At 67.4% G+C, this 19,673-nt stretch carries 20 protein-coding genes and 2 pseudogenes; 13 read left to right on the forward strand and 9 right to left on the reverse strand.

Going from position 1 to position 19,673, the window contains the following annotated elements; all coding sequences use genetic code 11:
• Positions 1-93: 93 nt before the first annotated feature.
• The 3 genes from J7E88_RS31600 (at position 94) to J7E88_RS31610 (ending at position 2,611) form a co-directional block, all read left to right on the forward strand.
• Positions 94-450 (forward strand): PadR family transcriptional regulator, encoded by a 357-nt coding sequence (locus J7E88_RS31600; protein WP_215186882.1) that lies wholly within the window; start codon positions 94-96, stop codon positions 448-450.
• Positions 447-1,076 (forward strand): hypothetical protein, encoded by a 630-nt coding sequence (locus tag J7E88_RS31605; protein WP_215186883.1) that lies wholly within the window; start codon positions 447-449, stop codon positions 1,074-1,076. The genes J7E88_RS31600 and J7E88_RS31605 overlap by 4 nt, the downstream gene beginning before the upstream one ends.
• A gap of 296 nt (positions 1,077-1,372) precedes the next feature.
• Positions 1,373-2,611, forward strand: coding sequence for an IS110 family transposase (locus J7E88_RS31610; RefSeq protein WP_215186884.1), 1,239 nt, complete (start codon positions 1,373-1,375; stop codon positions 2,609-2,611).
• A gap of 36 nt (positions 2,612-2,647) precedes the next feature.
• Here J7E88_RS31610 and J7E88_RS31615 read toward each other — a convergent pair whose 3' ends face one another.
• Together J7E88_RS31615 and J7E88_RS31620 are read right to left on the reverse strand one after the other, a co-directional pair.
• Positions 2,648-3,136, reverse strand: coding sequence for an ATP-binding protein (locus tag J7E88_RS31615; protein WP_215186885.1), 489 nt, complete (start codon positions 3,134-3,136; stop codon positions 2,648-2,650).
• A 10-nt stretch (positions 3,137-3,146) separates the two neighbouring features.
• On the reverse strand, positions 3,147-3,338 hold the full coding sequence (locus tag J7E88_RS31620; protein ID WP_215186886.1) for a hypothetical protein: 192 nt from the start codon (positions 3,336-3,338) through the stop codon (positions 3,147-3,149).
• A gap of 471 nt (positions 3,339-3,809) precedes the next feature.
• On the opposite strand from J7E88_RS31620, the gene J7E88_RS31625 reads away from it, so the two are divergent.
• Together J7E88_RS31625 and J7E88_RS31630 are read left to right on the forward strand one after the other, a co-directional pair.
• The gene (locus J7E88_RS31625; protein ID WP_308307684.1) at positions 3,810-4,865 is read left to right on the forward strand and encodes a Tat pathway signal protein; all 1,056 of its coding nucleotides are present in this window, start codon (positions 3,810-3,812) and stop codon (positions 4,863-4,865) included.
• A 75-nt stretch (positions 4,866-4,940) separates the two neighbouring features.
• Positions 4,941-5,426 (forward strand): TrmO family methyltransferase, encoded by a 486-nt coding sequence (locus tag J7E88_RS31630; RefSeq protein WP_215186888.1) that lies wholly within the window; start codon positions 4,941-4,943, stop codon positions 5,424-5,426.
• Between the two features lie 101 nt (positions 5,427-5,527).
• Here the strand turns inward: J7E88_RS31630 and J7E88_RS31635 are convergent, their stop codons facing one another.
• The 3 genes from J7E88_RS31635 to J7E88_RS31645 all read right to left on the reverse strand — a co-directional run bounded on the left by J7E88_RS31635 (position 5,528) and on the right by J7E88_RS31645 (position 8,212).
• Positions 5,528-5,923 (reverse strand): hypothetical protein, encoded by a 396-nt coding sequence (locus tag J7E88_RS31635; RefSeq protein ID WP_215186889.1) that lies wholly within the window; start codon positions 5,921-5,923, stop codon positions 5,528-5,530.
• A gap of 257 nt (positions 5,924-6,180) precedes the next feature.
• Entirely contained in the window at positions 6,181-6,642 is a 462-nt protein-coding gene (locus tag J7E88_RS37555) for a hypothetical protein (protein ID WP_374196348.1), read from the reverse strand.
• Between the two features lie 1,171 nt (positions 6,643-7,813).
• Positions 7,814-8,212 carry a hypothetical protein gene (locus J7E88_RS31645; protein ID WP_215186890.1) on the reverse strand — a complete coding sequence of 133 codons (399 nt, stop codon included), beginning with the start codon at positions 8,210-8,212 and terminating at the stop codon, positions 7,814-7,816.
• Between the two features lie 296 nt (positions 8,213-8,508).
• Here J7E88_RS31645 and J7E88_RS31650 point away from each other — a divergent pair, with 296 nt between their 5' ends.
• A complete protein-coding gene (locus tag J7E88_RS31650) occupies positions 8,509-8,784 on the forward strand; it encodes a hypothetical protein (protein WP_215186891.1) in 276 nt (91 codons plus the stop codon).
• A gap of 729 nt (positions 8,785-9,513) precedes the next feature.
• Here J7E88_RS31650 and J7E88_RS31655 read toward each other — a convergent pair.
• Both J7E88_RS31655 and J7E88_RS31660 read right to left on the reverse strand, forming a co-directional pair.
• Positions 9,514-10,325, reverse strand: a protein-coding gene (locus J7E88_RS31655; protein ID WP_215186892.1) for an IS5 family transposase whose coding sequence is annotated in 2 segments (ribosomal slippage) — positions 9,514-9,975 and positions 9,978-10,325 — 810 coding nt in all. Because the reading frame shifts where the segments join, the coding sequence is not laid out codon by codon here.
• A 119-nt stretch (positions 10,326-10,444) separates the two neighbouring features.
• Positions 10,445-11,194, reverse strand: a complete 750-nt coding sequence (locus J7E88_RS31660; protein WP_215186893.1) for a transposase family protein — start codon at positions 11,192-11,194, stop codon at positions 10,445-10,447.
• A 309-nt stretch (positions 11,195-11,503) separates the two neighbouring features.
• On the opposite strand from J7E88_RS31660, the gene J7E88_RS31665 reads away from it, so the two are divergent.
• Both J7E88_RS31665 and J7E88_RS31670 read left to right on the forward strand, forming a co-directional pair.
• Positions 11,504-12,328 carry an IS5 family transposase gene (locus J7E88_RS31665; RefSeq protein ID WP_215186894.1) on the forward strand — a complete coding sequence of 275 codons (825 nt, stop codon included), beginning with the start codon at positions 11,504-11,506 and terminating at the stop codon, positions 12,326-12,328.
• A gap of 5 nt (positions 12,329-12,333) precedes the next feature.
• Positions 12,334-12,543, forward strand: a complete 210-nt coding sequence (locus tag J7E88_RS31670; protein ID WP_215186895.1) for a hypothetical protein — start codon at positions 12,334-12,336, stop codon at positions 12,541-12,543.
• Here the strand turns inward: J7E88_RS31670 and J7E88_RS31675 are convergent, their stop codons facing one another.
• Positions 12,544-12,711 (reverse strand): hypothetical protein, encoded by a 168-nt coding sequence (locus J7E88_RS31675; protein ID WP_215186896.1) that lies wholly within the window; start codon positions 12,709-12,711, stop codon positions 12,544-12,546.
• A 74-nt stretch (positions 12,712-12,785) separates the two neighbouring features.
• On the opposite strand from J7E88_RS31675, the gene J7E88_RS31680 reads away from it, so the two are divergent.
• From J7E88_RS31680 to J7E88_RS31690, 3 genes and pseudogenes are all read left to right on the forward strand, one after another.
• Positions 12,786-13,679, forward strand: a complete 894-nt coding sequence (locus J7E88_RS31680; protein ID WP_215186897.1) for a metallophosphoesterase — start codon at positions 12,786-12,788, stop codon at positions 13,677-13,679.
• Positions 13,676-14,359 carry a 4'-phosphopantetheinyl transferase superfamily protein gene (locus J7E88_RS31685; protein WP_215186898.1) on the forward strand — a complete coding sequence of 228 codons (684 nt, stop codon included), beginning with the start codon at positions 13,676-13,678 and terminating at the stop codon, positions 14,357-14,359. Before J7E88_RS31680 ends, J7E88_RS31685 begins: the two co-directional genes overlap by 4 nt.
• Positions 14,360-14,412: 53 nt before the next feature.
• Positions 14,413-14,862 (forward strand): annotated as a pseudogene (locus tag J7E88_RS31690) (transposase); the annotation flags it as partial.
• Between the two features lie 177 nt (positions 14,863-15,039).
• Here the strand turns inward: J7E88_RS31690 and J7E88_RS31695 are convergent.
• Positions 15,040-15,825, reverse strand: a complete 786-nt coding sequence (locus J7E88_RS31695) for a thioesterase II family protein (RefSeq protein ID WP_215186911.1) — start codon at positions 15,823-15,825, stop codon at positions 15,040-15,042.
• Between the two features lie 120 nt (positions 15,826-15,945).
• Here J7E88_RS31695 and J7E88_RS31700 point away from each other — a divergent pair.
• Together J7E88_RS31700 and J7E88_RS31705 are read left to right on the forward strand one after the other, a co-directional pair.
• A pseudogene (locus J7E88_RS31700) lies at positions 15,946-16,619 on the forward strand (transposase); the annotation flags it as partial.
• Positions 16,620-16,787: 168 nt separating this feature from the next.
• Complete coding sequence (locus J7E88_RS31705) at positions 16,788-19,508, forward strand: LuxR family transcriptional regulator (protein ID WP_215186899.1); 2,721 nt, start codon at positions 16,788-16,790, stop codon at positions 19,506-19,508.
• Positions 19,509-19,673 lie beyond the last annotated feature (165 nt).

Here is a 19,673-nt window from a genome sequence, read left to right on the forward strand (position 1 = left end):
GGGCTGAGGGGAAGTGCGTCTGACGCGTCACGCCTTGCGAAAGGAGGGCGGCGAGGCTAGCGGTATGATCCACCAACAGGTACCTTGTTGCGCATGGTACTGCCGGGTGGAGCGCGTTCTGGAGTGAGCCAACTCCGGCGCGGTGTCCTGCAATTCTGTGTCTTGGCGCTGCTGCGTAATGGCGAGCGGTATGCCTTTGAACTGGTGCGGGAACTGTGCGATGCCCACGGGCTCATGACCAGTGAGGGCACCATTTATCCACTGCTCTCACGGCTCCGGAAGGAGGGGTGGGTCAGCACGGTCTGGAAGGAGTCCGACTCGGGGCCTCCACGCCGCTATTACACGCTGACCGCTACAGGGCGACGGGCGCTGGCTGAATTCGCCAGTGAATGGGGACCTTTCAGAGCCGCTATTGACAACCTCTTGGACAGTGAGGGGAGCCACGAGTGATCTCAAGGCGAAATCAGCTCATAGAGGAGTACTTGCGCCGCTTTGACAATGCTTCTGTGTTCCTCGCAGCTGATCGACGTGAAGAACTCAGGCAGGAGCTCGTCGAGCACATAGATGCCGGCCTGGAAGAAGCAGACGCCCTACACGCCAAGGCAGTCCGCGCCGTCCTGGAGCGGCTGGGGCCTCCGGCGGACATCGTGGCTGCTGAGCTGAGCGGCCCGAGGTCCACAGGCTCCACTCCGACGGTCAAACGAACTGTTCCCGCCACCGATGCGGCGCGCAAGCACGAGATCCACCGCGAAAGCCAGATGCGGCATCCGCAGGACGACGCTGCCGTGCCGCAGGTTTCTTCGCTGCCTTCGCGAAGAAGGACGAAGTTTCTGATTGGGGCAGCAGCGACAACACTTGTCGTCGGCGCACTGGCCTTCGGGATCAGCACGCACAACAGCAATCCAGGTGGTCAGTCGACCTCGCCCGTGTTCAAGGGACCGACCACCACTCCGTCCCAAAGTCATGAGAACAGCGGCAAGTTGCCAAGCGGAATGCCCACAGAGAGCCATTACGCCCCAACCATGCCACCATCACCCTCCGAGGTCTTGGACGATCCCACACCGTCAGCTTCATGACGATCACGATCCGACGCCAGACTTCGCCGCCTCCGTCCAAGCAGGCCGTTTGCGGGTTAGTAATCCGAGCGCCTGACGGCGCCACCCCGAGCGGGTGAAAATCGGTGTGTGGCCGTCCGGCGGACGTCGAGCTGCCTTGGCGCGTTCCGAGCCCGCGGGTTAGTAGGACGGTGGGGGTTTGTTGACAGGCACCCGGAAGTGCTGCTCCGAGCGCGCGTATTAGACTCTTTCGCCTGCTGGACCCCTGTCGGACGGTCACGTGCTCGCGGCCAGGGACGGAAGGGGGTGCCGGGGCAATGGAAGTGATCCACGAACGCTGTGCGGGGATCGACATCAGCAAGGCGGACGTGAAGGTGACGATCCGCGTGCCCGGCACCGGCAAGCGGCGCCGCACCGAGACCCGCACCTTCACCACCATGACCCGCGACCTGCTGGCGATGCGGGACTGGCTGCTCACCGAGGGCATCACCCTGGTCGGCATGGAAGCAACTGGCATCTACTGGAAGCCGATCTTCTACGTACTCGAACACGACATGGAGTGCTGGCTGCTCAACGCCCGTCATATGAAGGCCGTCCCGGGCCGCAAGACCGACGTGAAGGACGCCCAGTGGATCGCCCAACTCGTCGAATACGGCCTGGTCCGCCCGTCGTTCGTGCCGCCGGAACCGATCCGTCAGCTGCGTGATCTGACCCGGTATCGCACCGAGGTCATCCGTGAGCGGACCCGAGAGACCCAGCGGCTGGAGAAGCTGCTGGAGGACGCCGGCGTGAAGCTCTCCAGCGTGGTCTCCAACATCCTGGGCGTCTCCGGGCGGGCCATGCTGGAAGCCCTCATCAGCGGTGAACGAGACCCCCGCGTGCTGGCCGAGATGGCTAAGGGCTCCATGCGCCGCAAGACCGAGACCCTGGTGGAGGCGCTGACCGGCAACTTCGGTGACCACCATGCGTTCCTCGCCCGCACCATGCTCGACCGCATCGACGCCTGCACGGCCACGGAGACCCGGCTCAGCCAGCACATCGACCAACAACTCGGTCCCTTTCGCCGCCGGATCGAACTGCTGCTGACCATCCCGGGCGTCAGCACCCGGGCCGCCGAGGTGATCCTCGCGGAGATCGGCGCGGACATCGCCCGCTTCCCCTCCGCGGGCGACCTGGCCTCGTGGGCCGGGGTCTGCCCCGGCAACCACGAGTCCGCCGGCAAGCGCCCCACCGGCAAGACCCGTCACGGCGATCCCTGGCTCAAGGCCGCACTCGGCCAGGCCGCCGTGTCCGCCGCCCGGACCAAGGACACCTACCTCGCCGCCCGCTACCGACGCCTGGCCGCCCGCCGGGGCAAGAAGCGCGCCCTGGTCGCCCTGGAGCACTCGATCCTGATCGCGATCTGGCACATGTTCACCCACGACGTCCCCTACGCCGACCTCGGCGGCGACTACTTCCTCCACCGCGTCGGCCGGGCCAGGCAGACCCGACGGCTGGTGAGCCAGCTCAACCAACTCGGCTATCAAGTGGTCCTCCAGCCAGTCGAAGCCGCTTGACCTGCGGAAACAGACAGTGGGTACGGGATTTTCGTATTAGGAGGTGAAGGGCGACTCGGTGCGCCTCACGAGAGCGATCACTCTCTTGCCGCGTCCGTCTTCCTTGGGGCAGGCAGCCCAGGCGTCGGCCGCTGCCGACACGAGGTGTAGGCCCCGTCCGCTCGTGGCATAGAGCGAGACGATCTGAGGCACCGGGGGCTCAGGGGAGTTGTCTTCGACCTCGATCCCCACAACACCGGCCCGCAGGGCTAACGTCAGCGTGATCTCTTCGACGGGCTCGCCTTCCGCTCTGGACGGAAGGCTCAGGCCGACGGCCGGAGGTCGGCCGTGCCGCTCGGCGTTGGTGGTGAGCTCGCTGACGATCAGTACAGCCTGGTCCAGAAGGTCTTCCACCCCCCACGCCGTCAGCGCTTCCCGGGTGAAGGACCGTGCCTTGCCCGGAGCCCTGTCGTTGGCGGCGAGCGTCAGGCTCCTTTGCTGTTCGGGAGCGCTGATAACACTCCCCAGACTTTCGATTCGGTCCATGCTCGCCTTCTCACAACTGGTGCTTGAGCCCGCGGAGGACTCGATCGGCGGTCTTGTCGGAGTGGTCGAAGCGGCGGAGATTCTGCACGAGCACGGCCACCGGCGGGGGGTGGTCGAGGTGCCGTACTCCGGACATCGGAGCGGGAGCGCGCCCGTCGCCCAGCGCAGCCCGGGTGTCGGTGCCAGTCGTGTGGCTCTTCACCGGTTTCCTCCCGGACAAAGGCAGTTGGTGGTTTCGTTGACCACGAGCGAACCGTGGATCACATCGCGGCGGTATCTCCCGGCGGCTGCCGGGGCCGTCAAACCCGTCAAAGATCGTTTTGGTGAACCGAGGTAGACGATGGCGCGCGAGCGGAACGTCAAGCTGGCCGACGCGATCGCGGAAACAGGCTGGTCGCAGCAGAAAGTGGCGGCTGCCTTTGTGAGGGTCGCGGCCGAGGTGGAAGCGAGGGAACTGCTGGGCACCAGCCGCTCGCACATCGCCATGTGGGTGGCGGGAACACAGCCCTCGGGCAGAGCGCCCCTTATCTTGTGCGAGACGTTGTCCCGACGACTCCAACGCCCCATCACACCAGCGGAGATCGGGCTCTCCGCGCCGGACACGGGTGCAGCCGCAGCATCGGAGTGGAACGTCGATACGCTTACTGCGCTGGTAGACCTTGGGAGAAGCGACGTGGACCTCGAACGCCGCCGACTGCTGGCCGGCGCTGCCTACTCGGTGGGTGGCCTGGTTCTGCCTGGACAGCGGTGGTGGGATGAGGCTCCCCAGCGGGCGAAGTCCCGCTCCGCCGCGACGAGCCGCAGGGTCGGGGCCGCCGAAGTCAGCGCTGTGCGTGAGATGACAGAGTTCTTCTCCCGAAGAGACCAGCGCCACGGCGGCATGGACGGCCGCACGGCCCTCTACCAGTACCTCGTCGACGACGTGGCCAGGTACGTCGGAGGGGTGTTCACCAGCGACGACACCCGTCGCGCCCTCCTCGCCGCTGCCTCCGAGGCGGTCTACGTCGCCGGCTGGATGAGCTTCGACGCCTCCCACCACGAGGGGGCGCGTCGTTACTTCACGATGGCCCTCAAGCTTGCGGCGGAAGCCGACGACGCTCCCCTCGCCGGCCACATCCTGCGAGCGATGGCTCACCAGGCAACGGACCTCGGTCACCCACGGGCTGCCGTCGACCTCGCCACGGCTTCCGTGGAGCGCAAGCGGTACACCCTCGCGACCCCTCGCGAGCGGGCACTGCTCGGCGTGGTGCAGGCACGCAGCCTTGCCGCCGACGGACAGAAGCGGGCGGCGATCGCAGCGCTTCTCCGCGCCGAGGACGACCTCGCCGCGGCGGACGCCGACGACGACGATCCGAGCCGGGTGTGGTTCTTCCAGCGGGCTTCCCTGGCCCACGAGACCGCCCGCACCCTGTGGACGCTCGGCGATCTCGACGGAGCGCTCCGAGAATTCAACAACAGCGTGCTGACCAGGAAAGCCGACACCTTCAGCCGGACCCACGCGGTGACGTTGGGCTACATGGGCACTGTGCAGGCCCGCAAGGGGAACGTGGAGGCCGCGTGCCACACGTGGGCACAGGCCCTGGACGCGATGGAAGGCGTGCAGTCGGGCAGAGCGCGCGAGGCAGCCGTGAACATGCGCCGGGTGCTGTCCCCCTTCCGCAATCGGGGAATCAGCGTGGCGGCGGAGATCGACGAGCGCGCCAAGGCCGTACTCGAACGAGTAGCCTGACGGCGCCATGGTGGTGAAGGCGGGCATGCTGTGGTGGACCGCCTTGCCGTGCCGCGAGCGGAGAAGGGGGAACCCGTGTCCACAAAGTCCATCGAGGTGCCGGTGATCGCTGAGGTGGTCGGGGGCCACAAGGGGCGCCTCGACGACTTCAAGGGCGGTGTGGAGTCGATCATTCGGCTGCGCCCGGAGTACCCGGAGGAGACCCTGCAGGGGATCGAGGAGTTCTCTCACCTCCAGGTCACCTGGTTCTTCAACTTCGGCTCTCCTGAAGACGTTGCCCTCCACGCGCGCAGCCCACGGGACAACCCGGACTGGCCGGCGACGGGAACCTTCGTGCACCACAACCACCGGCGTCCGGCTCGCCTCGCTACCTCGTTCCCGCGGTTGCTCCGCGTCGATGGACGAGACCTTCACGTCGCTGACCTCGATGCGGACGACGGCACGCTGGTGGTGGACCTGGTGGCGGTCTTCAAGGAGTTCCTGCCGCGCGGCACCGTCACCCAGCCCGCGTGGCCCAGCGAGATGCTGAAGGACTACTGGAGGAACGCCACCGAGCGCTGACTCGAGGCATCCTCCGCAACCGAGGCTGGCGACCGGCAGGGACGTAGCCGCCCGAGCGGGCGCCAACCAGGGTCGCGCACGGCTGGACCGGCAGGCACTCATCACTCGGTGCCTCCGGCGGTGAGGGATGGGGTGCCTTCGCCTGGTGGAGCCGCCTGCTCACCACGGATCAGCAGTAGATGGGCGCCGGTTTCGGTCAGCTGACTGCGCCGTTCAGCCGCTATGGCCTTGGGGCCGAGGTGCGACGGGGTGGGAAGTACGACCCCATAGGACCGAGTGGCCGTGAGGGCATCGAGCATGCCCACGAACGCGGACGGCGTGGAAGAGCAACGCTCCATGTAGACGCCGGCCAGTGTCAGCTCGTGACGACGGCAGTAGTCGCTGATCGCCATCGTCAGAGCCAGCTGACGAGCACGCGAGACCCGCACCAGGCGCAGGTAGCCGAACACGAGCGGACCGGTGACGTGCCGCTGTTCGGTGAGGGGTTCCAAGATCATGACCGTCCATCAGGTCGTCTTTGGAGGGGCCCTTCGAGCCTGATGGCGGCCGGGTGGTCGGGGAATCCACGGCCGTCCCACTTCTGTCCCACTTCCGTCCACCTGGCGCGACACAGCGTGCTTCGATGGCAACGGAAGGGAGTGGCACGTGGCGACCGTTCATGAATGGACCGGTCTGGAGGCGCTTGCCCTCCGGAAGGCTCTCCGCTTGAGCGTGCGCGCCTTCGCCGAAAGACTGGGCGTCTCGGTCAATACCGTCAGTAACTGGGAGAAGTTTCTGGCCAAGCGGCGACCCAATACGGAGAGCCAGGCCATCTTGGATACAGCGCTGGCCCAGGCGAACGCGCAGACACGTGCGTTTCGAAACAGAGCTCGCGAAATTGGCCGAGGGGGACACCCCTCCGGAAACGACCGGGCGCGTCACCATTCCCCTGGAGTGCGTCGGAGCGCAGGGTGTCCCAGCTGAAGTACCAGCGCTGGGCGGGGTCGGTGGGCTCGCATTCGGTGAGGACCAGCTGGTACGGCGGCGCGTCCGTACTGCGGGGGACCGGCGCGGCTTTCACGCACTGTTCGGTGGCGGCGTTGCGGATGAGCACACGCTGGCCGTCCGGGAAGGCCATGGCGGTCCCTCCGCTCGCCGCCAGGGCGCCCACGGCGGCCAGAACGGCCGCCAGTACCTTCGTCGTCTTCGAGGTCATCAGCCCCTCCTTGTTGATCACTGGCACCGGGTCAACGACCCGCAGACCAGGCGAGGAACGCCCTGGCCCGTCACTCATGGCAGTGATCATCCGCAGGTGCCCGATGACGCATGCCTCTTCGGGAGCCGTTCCCGCGTCTGGTGGGATGGGCGCGTTCGCCGGTTCGGGGGCCGGGAACGTCGGCGGGGGACCAGTCGAGGCGGGCGGCTGCCCTCGGGCGGGGCGGCGCCGTCGGCCTGGGCCGCCCAGGGCGAGGTCAATGCCGACGGCGCAGAGCGGGTGGCTGACGGCTGCCGGCACCGACGCCGATCATCGTGGACAACCCCGACTTCACCCCCCGCAGGCCACACCCGACGGCTACATCCCCACCACGGTCGTGAAGGGCTGGACCGTCACCAAGGGAGATGTCGACATCCTCGGCGTCCACCTGGCCTCCACCCCCCTCAACAGCCAGGCCGTCACCCTGAACGGCAGTACGCAGGGCGGCATCAGCCAGTACATCCGACCAACCTGGGCCGCAAGGTCAAGGTCGGGTGGTACCAGGCAGCGGACCCCGCCTGCCAGCCGCCCAAGCGGCAGTCGTACACGGCTGCCGTCGTACGGCCCAGCGGTGACTCCATCACCGCCAAGACCCACTCCCTGCAGGCCCCGGCCCACTACCCGCCCATCTGGTCCGAGGAGTTCCCTGGAGTTCACGGCCCAGGACCGCCGGACCACGATCTCGTTCGATTCCAACACCACCGGCGTGTGTGGTGTAGAGATCACCGGCGTCTGGGCCGAGGAGTACTCCAGCGGCGGGAGCGGCGAGTAACCACATCACCGAGTCAGGGGCGCCGGCGATCGATCCCCAGCCGAGCGTCCCTGACCACCACGGACAGCTCACCAGCTACATCGCAAGGCGCAGATGGATGACGCGATTCCCCTCGGTTGCTGGAGGGCACGGCGCCTTGGCATCCTCGAACTCGCCCTTCGCCATGAGCTGAGGCACAGCGCGTGCCGCCCCGGGTGACACCGACGCCGACTTCCGAAGCCAGCCCGTGGTCTTCACCAGCGCGACGGTCAGCTGCCCCCGGCTGCCCGACGGCGGCGAACGACCAGCCCGGCCACAGGTGCCTGCGCCGCCCGCAGGGAGCAGGTCGTGCCGCCCGCACCGCACGCAGGACAGGTCAGCGGGATGGTGCCGGAAAGCAGCTCAGCGCACGCTTTGCAGTGCTTGGTCGAGGGTGACGGGGGCGACATCTTCGACAGCCTGCGCATATTTGAGAGAGACGAAGTCTTCTGCCGACTGAGACAGACCTGCGACCGATGAGGATTTGACCGTGGTCCACAAGGGGGCGAGGTCTGCACCGCCGCACTGATTGAGCGGTGAGCCGATCGGTAGGCCGGCAAGGTTGCCGCTCGCCGTACCTGTTTCGTGACGGGTCGCTCCGTCAAGACGCGGCGCGGTGTCGTGGTTGGCGCAGCTGATGCCGAACGCGGGTGACAGGAAGTCGCCCACCCCGCCCGCAGACGCAGGAGCAGCCGCTCCCAGGCCAGTGCCCATTCCAACCAGGGTGACCATCGCCGCTGTTGTTACCTTGCACACGGTCATAGCAGGCCAAACGAAAGTAAGCTTCCTCAGCAACGGGCTGCCTTGGTCACCGCGGTATCGGCGCCCCTACTGCGCCTGTGTGCTCAGGGCCGGCGGGCGCCGAGACGCGCTACGTTCGCGCTCCCTTGACGCCGATCCCGACGGCTTCCGCCTGTCCAAGGGATCCGGCATCCTAACAGCTGATCGGCTGAACGCCGCTCAGCTCGGCGTAACTGCTCTTCCGGCTGGTCGTTGTGCCAGCTATGGCGATGCGTCGAGTGGCCCATGGGATCACTGTCGGAGTGACCGTGCTGGGAGTGAGTCAGCTGGCCGGCCCGGTCTGGGCCGGAGGGATTGGCGACGTCCTATCGCCCGCCTTCAGTAATGGCTGTAACAACCGGCAGCTGGCTCACGCCGGTGGAGTAACGACACATGAGTCAGGAACAGCCAACGCTAACCTCGCTGCGCTGCCCATCGGCAGCCCCCTCAACCATTGCGGTGGTGCGGACCTGACCGCCAACTTCGTATACAGCGGTAGTACTTATGAGATCACCGACGAAATGGCGGCCAAGCTCATGAGCATGGCGGGCTGATCTCGGCGAGCAACATAGCTGGCCGAAATTACCCGCTGGCGAGGAACCCAGGACCTCGGTTTGAGAGGACGAGGAATGCATGCCGGGGCGGTCGCTGCTCGCTCGAAGCCCTCATCAGATTGGAGGAGCCGGTCGAAGTCAGCGGGACACCGTGGCCGCCACGTATTCCAGGCGGTTCTTCACGAAGTTCGCCAGCTTGATCGATCCGAACGCGGTGGCCACCAAGTTCGGGCCGGGCCCGGATTATCCGAGGGTTTAGATACTGCCCCGCTACCTCCCAGTATGGCTGGTCGTTGCTCTGGTCATGATGATGCGTGTTCTTGCCCGAGGCGCCTCTTTGACACTGACCGTAATGGGAATCTTCCAGTTGACCAGCCCGGCGTGGGCCGGAGGCCTTGGCGGCTTTCTGGCGCCCGCTTTCGGTACCAAGTGTGCCAGCCATCACGGAGTGCGTGCTGACGGAACGGCCACCCGCGGTAGCGGGTCCGTGAACAGCAACCTCGTTGGGCTCCCTGCCGCAGGCGCTCTGAACCAATGCGGGGGAGCCGACCTGCTGCCGAGCGACCTGATTGTAGAAAAGGTTTGCGAGACGCAGGAACTCGCATTCACCACCGTCGACATGGCTAGCTCAAGGGTCGCTTCGTTCAAATCCAAGGCCTGCTTTGAGGACATGGGGCTATAGCCTCCCTTCGCCCGAACAGACGACTCGTATCCCGCCGCTCTAAGACGTCATTTCAGTTGGAGCCTGCGGTGGCATATGAGGGTCGCGGCGATGGCGGTGAAAGCGAGGAAGTGTTCCGGCTTCCGCTCGTAGCGGCGGTGGAGGCGTCGGCAGCCGCAGAGCCAGGACACGGTCCGTTCCACAAACCAGCGGTGCCGGCCCAATCGTTGAGACGACTCGACGCCCTTGCGGGCGAGGCGGTGCCGGATGCCACGGGAAGACAGCCAGCGCCGCAGGTGCTGGTAGTCGTACCCCTTGTCCCCGTGCAGCTTGCCGGGCCGTCGACGTCGGGGACCGCGGCGTGAGCGAATGGGCGGGATGCCCCGGACGAGCGGGATGAGGGCCTGGCTGTCGTGGAGGTTCGCGGCGGAGATGCCGATCGACAGCGGCAGTCCGCGGCGGTCGACGATGAGGTGGATTTTCGATCCCTTCTTGCCGCGGTCGGTCGGATTCGGTCCCGTCAGCTGCCCCCTTTGAGGGCCCGGACGCTGACGGAATCGATCGCGCACCGCGACCAGTCCAGCCCGCCCCGGGAACCGAGTTCGTCCAGGACCAGGCGGTGGAGCTTGGCCCACACCCTGGCCTCGGTCCACTCGGTGAACCGGCGGAAGGCGGTCACTCCCGACAGGCCGAAACCCGGTGGCAACTGGTTCCAGGTGCAGCCCGAGGTAGCCACGAAGATGATCGCGGCCAGCACCTCGCGATCCCCTCGCCGGCGATGCCCTCCGCCCTGCGGGCGGATCGGCGCCGGCGGCACCACCCGCTGGAACAACTTCCACAGGTCTTCCGGCACCATCCGCTCGACAAGCACATCAGCCATCACCCCAGACTGCCGCAAGATCACGCCAACTGAAATGACGTCTAAGTGAGCGTTTGATTCTGGTATCGGGTGGTTCATGGCGAATCTCAGGAGCCAGGTCGAGCACCCAGTGAGCGTTTTCAGCGTTGACGCTCCAGGGTGAGGACGGCAGCGGCGATGACCGTCATGCGGTTGGGGCTGCAGCGGGCTCTGCGGAAGACGCGCCAGGACTTCAGTGTCGCGACGCTTCGTTCGACCGGTGCTCGTGCCGCTGACAGGGCCCGGTTGATCGTCCGCTGGGTCGCGGTGAGGTCCTGGTGCGGAAGACGTCTGATCGGCGTGGTCACCCAGGAGCCGGCCCCGGTGTAGGCGCGGTCGGCGAGGACGGGCACGCCCTGGCGTTCGCAGATCCGGATGATGCGGTGGGTGCGGGCCGCGGTCAGGTCGTGGGTGCGGCCGGGCAGTGCGGGCGAGATCCACAGCAGCTTGCCCGCAGGGTCGGCAACGACCTGCACGTTCACGCCGTGGCGGCGGTGCTTCTGGGAGAAGTCGGCCCGGCTGTCACCGACCCGGTCGCACTCGGCGAGCGTTCCGTCGAGCAGGACGTGATCGGGATCCGTCTCCCGCAGGACCCGCAGCAGCCCGGGCGCCCGGCGGGACAGATGGCCGACGACGGCGGTGACGTAGGCGTGAGCAGTGCCGACGGATATGCCGAAACCGGCGGCGATCTGCGCGAGCGTATCGTGCCGGCGAAGGTAGACCAGGCCGACGAGAGCACGCTGGTGAGGCGGGAGCTTGCAGCGGCGGTCACCCTCACGGGTGACGATGAGCATGGTTACCCACTCGACCAGGGCGTGCGGAAGGTCGAGTGCGGCAGGATAGGGAACCAACGAGGCTCCTGCGCTGATGAGTTGAGACGTCGAACACCTCTCTCAACGGCACAGGAGCCTCGTGCGTTGCGGGAGGCCACCCCGTCACCCGACCGGTGGCCACTCTGAAAACGCTCAGTGAATCCATTCGCCGGAAACGCGGCTTATGCGGCAATCAACAAAGCTGCAATGCGCCGGTTTCCTTACAAGAGCTCCTGTCTCATTTATAAACCTATCGGTTCGCAGCGAGTTGAGAACGCACGCCCCGGTGCACCCGGCACCCCCACACACGCCCTGCTCAGGCCGGCTGCCGCCGCGTACGCAGACACCATGCAGCCCTCACGGCCCTATCCCAGCGACCTGTCCGACGCCCGCTGGGAACTCATCCGCCCCACCCTCGAAGCCTGGCGCCAGGCCCGCAACGGCATCCGCAAACCCACCCACGACCTGCGCGCCCTGATGAATGCCATCCTCTACGTCGATCGCACCGGCATCCCCTGGCGCTACCTGCCCCACGACTTCCCACCCCACCAAACCGTCTACGGCTACTTCGCCCGCTGGGAAGCCGACGGCATCTTCGACCAACTCACCGGCCTGCTACGCGGCAAAGTCCGCCAGGCCGAAGGCCGCACCAGCGAGCCCAGCGCCTGCCTGATCGACAGCCAGAGCATCAAAACCTCCGCCACCGTCCCCCTGACCAACCAAGGCACCGACCCGGCCAAGAAGATCATCGGACGCAAGCGGCACCTCGTCACCGACACCCTCGGCCTCCTCCTGGCCGTCACCGTCACCGCCGCCAGCGTCCACGACTCCGCCGCCGGCACCCAACTCCTCGCCCACGTCGCCGCCCGCCACCCCACCATCACCAAAGCCTGGGCCGACAACGGCTACAAGACCAAAGCCGTCGAACACGCCGCCCACCTCGGCATCGACCTCGAGATCGTCCAACGCGACCCCACCACCCGCGGCTTCCACGTCCAACCCCGCCGCTGGGTCATCGAACGCACCCTCGGCTGGCTCATGCACCACCGCCGCCTGGCCCGCGACTACGAAACCCACCCCCACCGATCAGCAGCCATGATCCAACTCGCCGCCATCAACCTCATGACCCGCCGCCTCACCCACGAAGCCACCACCAACTGGCGCGACAGCTAAACCAAATGAAACAGACAACCGAGAATCAAACGCTCACTAAGATGTGGCGCGACATGAACGAGAGATGGTTACTCCTCCCGTCTCTGCCCGACAAGATGGCCGAGCCCTTGAGGAAACTCCTCGAAGAGGTCGCTGACGCTGGCTTCGCCCAGCGTGTCGCCGCGAAGAAGGGCGAGAGGCTGCTCGGAGGCACTTCGATCCCCCGCCTGCTCTAGTCAGAAAGCCCTGGCATGGTGGAAGCGCAGGCGCGCCGTGCCCGCTGACCGCGCCCGGCGACGGCAGTACCGGCCGAAGCCGAAGTGGTCCATGCCGGTGGACTTGTCGATGCCGGTCTGGACGGCCCTGTCGATGTACTGGACGACCAGGTCCATTTTGGCCAGCACGCCGTGGGCCTGGTGTTTGCCCTGATGTCGGTTTCCTCGGCCTGTTCCTTGTCCGGAGCCATTAGGCTGATCGTATGGGGATATCCAGACGGCCCGGCGCAGGCCAACTCTTCGCGGTCAGCGACCTGCATGCCTCCGTGCGGGACAACCGTCCGCTCCTCGACCGCCTTCGGCCGGAGACACCGGACGACTGGCTCATCGTCGCCGGCGATGTGGCCGAGCAGACTGCCGAGATCGGCCGGACGCTGGAGCAGCTGGCCGACCGCTTCGCCCGTGTCATCTGGGTGCCGGGCAACCACGAGCTGTGGACTCATCCCGGCGACCCGGTCCAACTGCGCGGCGTCGCCCGCTACGAGCGGCTCGTGGAGATGTGCCGCGACCTCGGAGTTACCACGCCGGAGGATCCGTATCCCCTGTGGACCGGTGAGGGCACTCCGCTGCGCATCGCCCCGCTCTTCCTCCTCTACGACTATTCCTTTCTCCCGGAGGGGGCGACCGATCCGGTGCGCGCCCGCCAGGCAGCGGTCGAGACCGGCATCTACTTCAACGACGAGCACCTCCTGCACTCGGACCCGTATCCCAGTCGCGAAGCCTGGTGCGAGGCCCGCGTCACCGCGACCGAGCAACGGCTGGCCGAGGCCGATGCCCCCGACGTCCCGCTGGTCCTCGTCAACCACTACCCCCTCGTGCAGGAACCGACCAGGGTGCTGCGCCTCCCGCACCTCTCCTTGTGGTGCGGCACGACGCGGACCGCCGACTGGCACCGTCGTTTCCATGTCGCCCACGTCGTCTACGGACATCTGCACATCCCGCGCATCACGCATCACGACGGCGTCCCCCACCACGAGGTCTCCCTCGGCTATCCGCGCGAGTGGCATCGCCACGGCCACCCGTACGGCCTGCTGCGCCGGATCTCACCGCTCCGGCAGCCCGCTCTGGCAGCCCACGGTGGAGGGGACGCCCGGTGATTGATGAGCTACTGCCCCCCGAGGTGCACTGCGACGTCGCCTTCGGAGACCCACCGGACGCCGTGTTGCTCACCGAGGAGGAGTCCTTGGTCGAGTGGGCGGTGCCCAAGCGGCGTCTGGAGTTCACGACCGTCCGGCACCTGGCGCGCTCCGCGTTGGCACGCCTCGGGTACGGGCCGGTGCCGCTGCTGTGCGGTGAGCACGGTGCTCCGCTGTGGCCCGAGGGTGTCGTCGGCAGCATGACGCACTGCGACGGCTACCGGGCGGCCGCTGTCGCCGACGCACGCGTCATAGGCTCCCTCGGCATCGACGCCGAGCCCCATGCCCCGCTCCCGGACGGTGTGTTGGACGCCGTCTCCCTCCCGGTAGAGCGCACGCACCTGGCCCGGCTCCTCGACTCTCATCCGGATGTGTGCTGGGACAGGCTGCTGTTCTCCGCCAAGGAGTCCGTCTACAAGGCCTGGTTCCCCCTGACCCGGTCCCGGCTCGGCTTCCAGGACGCAGAGCTCACCTTCCACCCCCGGGAACGGACCTTCTCCGCCCTCATCCTCCCCTCCGGCCACGACTCCGCCCGCACGACCGGAGCCACGGCGAAGAAGCCGCCCGAGGGCCTAGTCGGACGCTGGACGGTGAGAGAAGGGCTGGTCGTGACGGCGATCGCGCAAACCCAAGCCACCTGAGCCCTGAATCACGCGGCCGGCACACTCGACGGCGGCCGCACCTCAATTCAACTCGTATGGCTGGCGTCAGTGACAAGGTCGGCTTTGAGACGAAGGTGGCCATGGCCAAGGTGATGGTCCGCCGAGCGATCGCCGACCAGATCCCGTTCCGGTGGGTGACCGCGGATGCTGCCTACGGCTTCAGCAAGGGCTGGCGCTTCGAGCTGGAGCAGGCCGATGTCTTCCAAGTCATGGCCGCCACCCGGCACGACACGGTCGTCACCCGCTGGGCGATCGACCACCCCGTCCACGACCTGTTCACCGGCCTCCCCAGCCAGAAATGGAAGCGCCGCGGCAAAGGCTGACACGGCCAGCGCATCTACGACTGGGCACGGGTTGAGGTGCGGCCCTGGCACCGGCCAGACCGCCGCCACTGGGTCCTCGCCCGTCGCAGCGTGAGCCGGCCGGGGGAGATCTCCTACTACATCGCCTACTGTCCGGCAGACACCACACTCAATGCGATGAGCACGCCGACCCTGGTCGTCGTGAGCGGTGGTCCCGGTACGGTCATGTCCCATCCCGGCTACCAGAGCGGCGGCGACAGTTCGGACGGATACCAGCCGGGCCTCCAGGCCATCGCGGGCGTCCGTACACAACGGGTCAGCTCTGAGCCGGAGTTGGGGGCTGTTCCGGATGAACGATCACGGATAACGGTCAAGGACGGGCGGCCCGGACTCGCTCGCCGCGAAGTGATGGCGGAGAAGGGCCATGATCTCGTTCGCCCGGGTGGTGACGAAGAAGTGCCCGCCGGAGTAGGTGCGCACTTCACACGCACCGCTGGTGTGGCGTTCCCAGGCCCGGGCCTCCGACGACGTCGTCTGGGGGTCGGCGTCGCCGGTCAGGACGGTGACCGGGCAGCTGATGGTCACCTCGGGAGCGCATCGGTAGGTTTCCGCCGCCGTGTAGTCCGCACGCAAGGCCGGCAGGGCGGCCCGCACGAGCTCCTCGTCGTCGAGGATGCTCGCGGCAGTGCCGTCGAGACGGCGCAACTCGGCGACGATGCCATCGTCGTCCCGCAGGTGCACGGCCTCGTCACGGTGGGCTGACGGCGCGCGGCGGCCGGAGGCGAACAGATGCGTGACTGGGTGGCCGGCAGCCTCGAGCCAGCGGATGGTCTCGAAGCCGACCGTGGCGCCCAGACTGTGGCCGAAGAACGTGACCGGGAGCGGCGGCTGCCGCAGGAGCAGGTCACCGATCCGCTCGGCCAGTACCGCCACGTCCGTGAGGGCCTGCTCGGCCCGGCGGTCTTGCCGGCCGGGGTACTGGACGGCGACGACGTCGACACCGGGACCGAGCGCGGAGGCGACGGGGAGGAAGAACGGTGCCGAGCCGCCCGCGTGGGGCAGGCACACCAAGCGGGCCGAGGCCGTGGGGGACGGGCGGTAACGCCGGAACCACAGCTTTTCGTCGACGAGCAGATCGGACATGCAACTCCCGGTCTAGTTCCGGCTGAATGCGCAGGCTACATATTTTCCCGCCGTTCCTTCAATCCGGGGAATCGTTCAGCTGAACACCCTCGGCCCGACCTTCTTGTCAGCTGCCACAGGCATCGGGAGACCCTCGGCCTGCAGGTCAGCTTCGCCGAGGACGGCGCGGGCTGGCTGGGTTTCTTCCGTGACCTGACCGCTCGCGGCCTGTTCGGGGTCGAGCGGGTCACCTCTGACGCCCAGGCTGGTCGCCGCGATCGGCGCGACCCTGCCCGGGGCAGCCTGGCAGCGTTTTCCGCACCCACTACGCGGCCAACCTGATGGCCGCGACCTCGAAAGCGTCCTGGCCGTGGGTACGGACGCTGTTGCACTCGGTCTACGACCAACCCGACACCGCCGGCGTTGACGCCCAGTTCGACCGGGTCCTCGACGCAGTGGCCGACAAGCTGCCGAGAGTGGCCGCCCACTTCGACACCGCCCGCGCCGACGTCCTGGCGTTCACGAGCTTCCCGAAGGAACTCTGCCGCCAGATCTGGTCGAACAACCCATCCGAGCGGCTCAACAGAGAGATCCGCCGCCGCATCGACGTCGTCGGGATCTTCCCCGACCGCGACTCGCTGATCCGCCTCGTCGCCGTGCTCGCCGAACAACACGACGAATGGGCCGAAGGACGCTGCTACCTCGGCCTCGAAGTCCTCGCCCAGGCCCGCATCACCGCCGTCCCCGACACCACCACCAACACCAACACCGAGGAGGTCACCCCCACCGACACGGTCCCGACGCTCAGCGCCTGAACCACCAGAAGATCACGTGTCAAACCCTCACACACTACGCCAGCAATCTTGACCATCGAGACGATCTTGACCATCGAGACCTGGCCGTGCCTATTTTCTTCCGCGAAACAGGAGGCGGATCTTGCGCATAGGTAGGGGCGCAACTTCCGTATAAGTAGGGGGCATCGCATGAGGCTGTACGAGCGGGACGAGCCGTTGTCCGACCTGCGGGCGCTCTTCGCGGAGTGCCGGCTCGGCCAACAACGAACGGCGGTACTGACCGGCGCGGTGGGGACCGGCCGGACCGAGGTGGTCCGGACCTTCACTCAGGACGCGGTGGGCGCAGGTGCGCTCCACTGCGCGGCCACGAGCTGCGACGTAGACCGCACGCTCCCCTTCGGCACCATCTGGCAGCTGTTTGTGAACCAGGGACTGCCGACGAGGACACGCAAGCAGGTGGCCCAACTCCTGGACTCAGAGGTCATCCACACCAGACTCGCCGCCGATGGTTCCGCGGACGGGATTTTCGACCAGAACCTAGCCTATATCTCCCACGTCCTCAGCGGTCTCCTGATGGACATGATCGAAAAGACCGGCCGTCCGCTCCTTCTGACAGTCGACGACGCCCACCACGCCGACCCGGCGTCCCTGCACTGTCTGCTGTCGATCACCGGACGGCTGCGGCATTCCCCGCTCATGTCCGTCGTCAGCGCGGCCGACGGGCCCCAGTCGTTCAGCCCGGCGTTCCTGGGCGGGCTGCCGGCGGCGCCGTACAGCCGTCATCTCCGGCTCGACCTACTGACCGAGCGTGGTGTGGAGAGGATGCTTGCAGAGCACCTCCCCGAAGCCGAGGCCAGGCGGGTCGCGGCGGAGTGCCACGCACTGACCGGCGGAAATCCGGTCATGGTGCGCGGCTTCGCAGACGACCACTGCCGAACCAACGAGGAGGACGCCGGGCTGCTTGGACCGGAGACGATGCGCGCCTGGACGCGGATCCTCCATCGGTGCGATCCCACGATGCTCCGGCTGGCCCGCTGGACGGCGATTCTCGGGGAATCGGGGACTACGTCGATGGGGGGATGCCTCGCCGGCCTTACGGATGAGGCGACATCGCGGACCCTGAGGGCGCTCGACCGGACCGGCTGCTTCGCTGACGGCCGGTTCCGGCATCCCTCGCTCCGTCAAGCCGTCCTGGATGCCTTGGCTCCCGCTGAACAGGCGGCTATGCATGTCGAGGCGGCGGCCCGCCTTCGGACCGAGGGCGTCTCCGCCCTCGTCGTCGTCGATCATCTCATCGCGGCCGGGGAACCCCAGGACCCCTGGATGGTCCCGGCCCTCAACGAAGCAGCCGAACAAGCCCTGTCCCAGGGACGGGTGAACCAGGCACTCACCTACCTTCGGCTCGCCTGCCGGATCCCGGCCCCGGACTCACACCACGCGGTCTCGCGGGCGCTCCTGGCGCGAGCGGAATGGCGTACCAATCCCGCCCTGACGATGCGGCACGGAGCGGAGGTGATCGCGGCCCTGCGGTGCGGAGACGATCCCGGCGGTCCGGACCTGCCGGCCTGGGCGGGCCGCCTGATCTGGTTCGGCCGCGAGAACGACGCACGCACGGCACTCGAGCGGCTCGGCGACCGGAAGCAGGCCCTCGACGAGGTCCTGGGCGATCAGCTTGAGTCCTTGCGGCTGGGGCTCTCCTGCCTGTTCCCCGCAGACGACGGGCCGGGGCGGACCGTCGGGGGCCGGGAGGGAGCGGCTACGGTCGACCCCCTGGGCCATGCCCTCGGCCTACTGATGAGGAGCCTGAGGGACGGTCCCGGTGAGTCGTCGGTCGCCGCTGAACATCTCGTCGAGCAGTGCCCGCTCGGCGAACGCACCTTCGCGGCGCTCGCCTGCGCCCTCGGCGCCCTCGTCCACGGCGGGCAGCTCGGCACCGCCGACCGGTGGTGTGCGTCGCTGGAGGAGGATGCCGCCGCGCTGGAGACGCCGACCTGGCTGGCGGTGCTGGCCGCGCTCCGGTCGACGATCGCACTCCGGCAAGGCGATCCGGGCTCGGCGGAGATGCACGCCGGCCGGGCCCTACAGTTGATCCCGGTCGAGGGCTGGGGCGTAGGGGTCCTACTTCCGCTCGGTGTGCTCATCGAAGCCACGACGATGACGGGCCGATACCAGGAGGCGCTCGCCCATCTGCGCACCCCTGTGCCCGACGTGCTGCTCAAGACGCCCCTGGCGATCCCCTACTTGCGAGCGCGCGCCCGCTTCTACGCCGCGAGGGGCGGCCTCGACCGCGCGCTGGGCGAGATCGGGATCGTCTCCGAGCTGGTGACCCGATGGAACCTCGACTGGCCTGCACTAGTGCCTTGGCGAACCGACGCCGCGCTCGTCCACCTGAAGCTCGGGCGCCGGGAGGAGGCCCGTCGCCGGGCGGCCGAGCAGTGGGAGATGCTCGGGCCGGCGCAGGCTCGGGAACGGGGGATCACCCTGCGCGTGCTTGCCGCGGCCGGTGAGCCAGCCGACAGGCTCACACGCCTCGAGCAGTCGGTGGGGGAACTCCAACGGGCCGGCGACCACTTCGAGCTCTCGCTCACACTGACTGACCTGGACCGGGCCCGGCAGGGAGGGATCGGCTCCCGGGTACGGCAGATCGCCTACTCCGCCGCTGACCGTGACGAGCTGGCCGATGCTGGCACAGGGGAGTGCTATCAGGTCCTGAGCAAGGCAGAACTACGAGTGGCGGCGCTGGCCGCAGACGGTCACAGCAACCGGGAGATCGCCAGCAAGCTCTTCGTCACAGTCAGCACGGTCGAGCAGCATCTTACCAAGGTGTACAGCAAGCTTAACGTCCGCTGCCGGAGTGAGCTGCCGATCCGGCCTCACGGTTTGACAGCAGCCAACGGTTTTTGCGCGTAAGACGCTCAAAAGCCAACCCCTAGAGAGCCGAAGCCGACCCCTATTTCGGGCCGCCCAATCTTTTACGGACGAGCCCGAGGGGAATTCCGGCGGCAAAGACAGGGGTTCCCGAACTGGCCGAGCCGGGCCAGGATGAAGTCCCGTCCATGCCTCGCGAGCGACTCT

The organism is Streptomyces sp. ISL-10, assembly GCF_018614575.1.
Lineage (GTDB): Bacteria > Actinomycetota > Actinomycetes > Streptomycetales > Streptomycetaceae > Streptomyces.

Coding starts and splice junctions, on each gene's coding strand:
- J7E88_RS31600 (WP_215186882.1), top strand. CDS start 94: ATGGTACTGCCGGGTGGAGCGCGTTCTGGAGTGAGCCAACTCCGGCGC.
- J7E88_RS31610 (WP_215186884.1), top strand. CDS start 1,373: ATGGAAGTGATCCACGAACGCTGTGCGGGGATCGACATCAGCAAGGCG.
- J7E88_RS31615 (WP_215186885.1), bottom strand. CDS start 3,136: ATGGACCGAATCGAAAGTCTGGGGAGTGTTATCAGCGCTCCCGAACAG.
- J7E88_RS31635 (WP_215186889.1), bottom strand. CDS start 5,923: ATGATCTTGGAACCCCTCACCGAACAGCGGCACGTCACCGGTCCGCTC.
- J7E88_RS31645 (WP_215186890.1), bottom strand. CDS start 8,212: ATGACCGTGTGCAAGGTAACAACAGCGGCGATGGTCACCCTGGTTGGA.
- J7E88_RS31665 (WP_215186894.1), top strand. CDS start 11,504: ATGCAGCCCTCACGGCCCTATCCCAGCGACCTGTCCGACGCCCGCTGG.
- J7E88_RS31670 (WP_215186895.1), top strand. CDS start 12,334: ATGAAACAGACAACCGAGAATCAAACGCTCACTAAGATGTGGCGCGAC.
- J7E88_RS31680 (WP_215186897.1), top strand. CDS start 12,786: ATGGGGATATCCAGACGGCCCGGCGCAGGCCAACTCTTCGCGGTCAGC.
- J7E88_RS31695 (WP_215186911.1), bottom strand. CDS start 15,825: ATGTCCGATCTGCTCGTCGACGAAAAGCTGTGGTTCCGGCGTTACCGC.
- J7E88_RS31705 (WP_215186899.1), top strand. CDS start 16,788: ATGAGGCTGTACGAGCGGGACGAGCCGTTGTCCGACCTGCGGGCGCTC.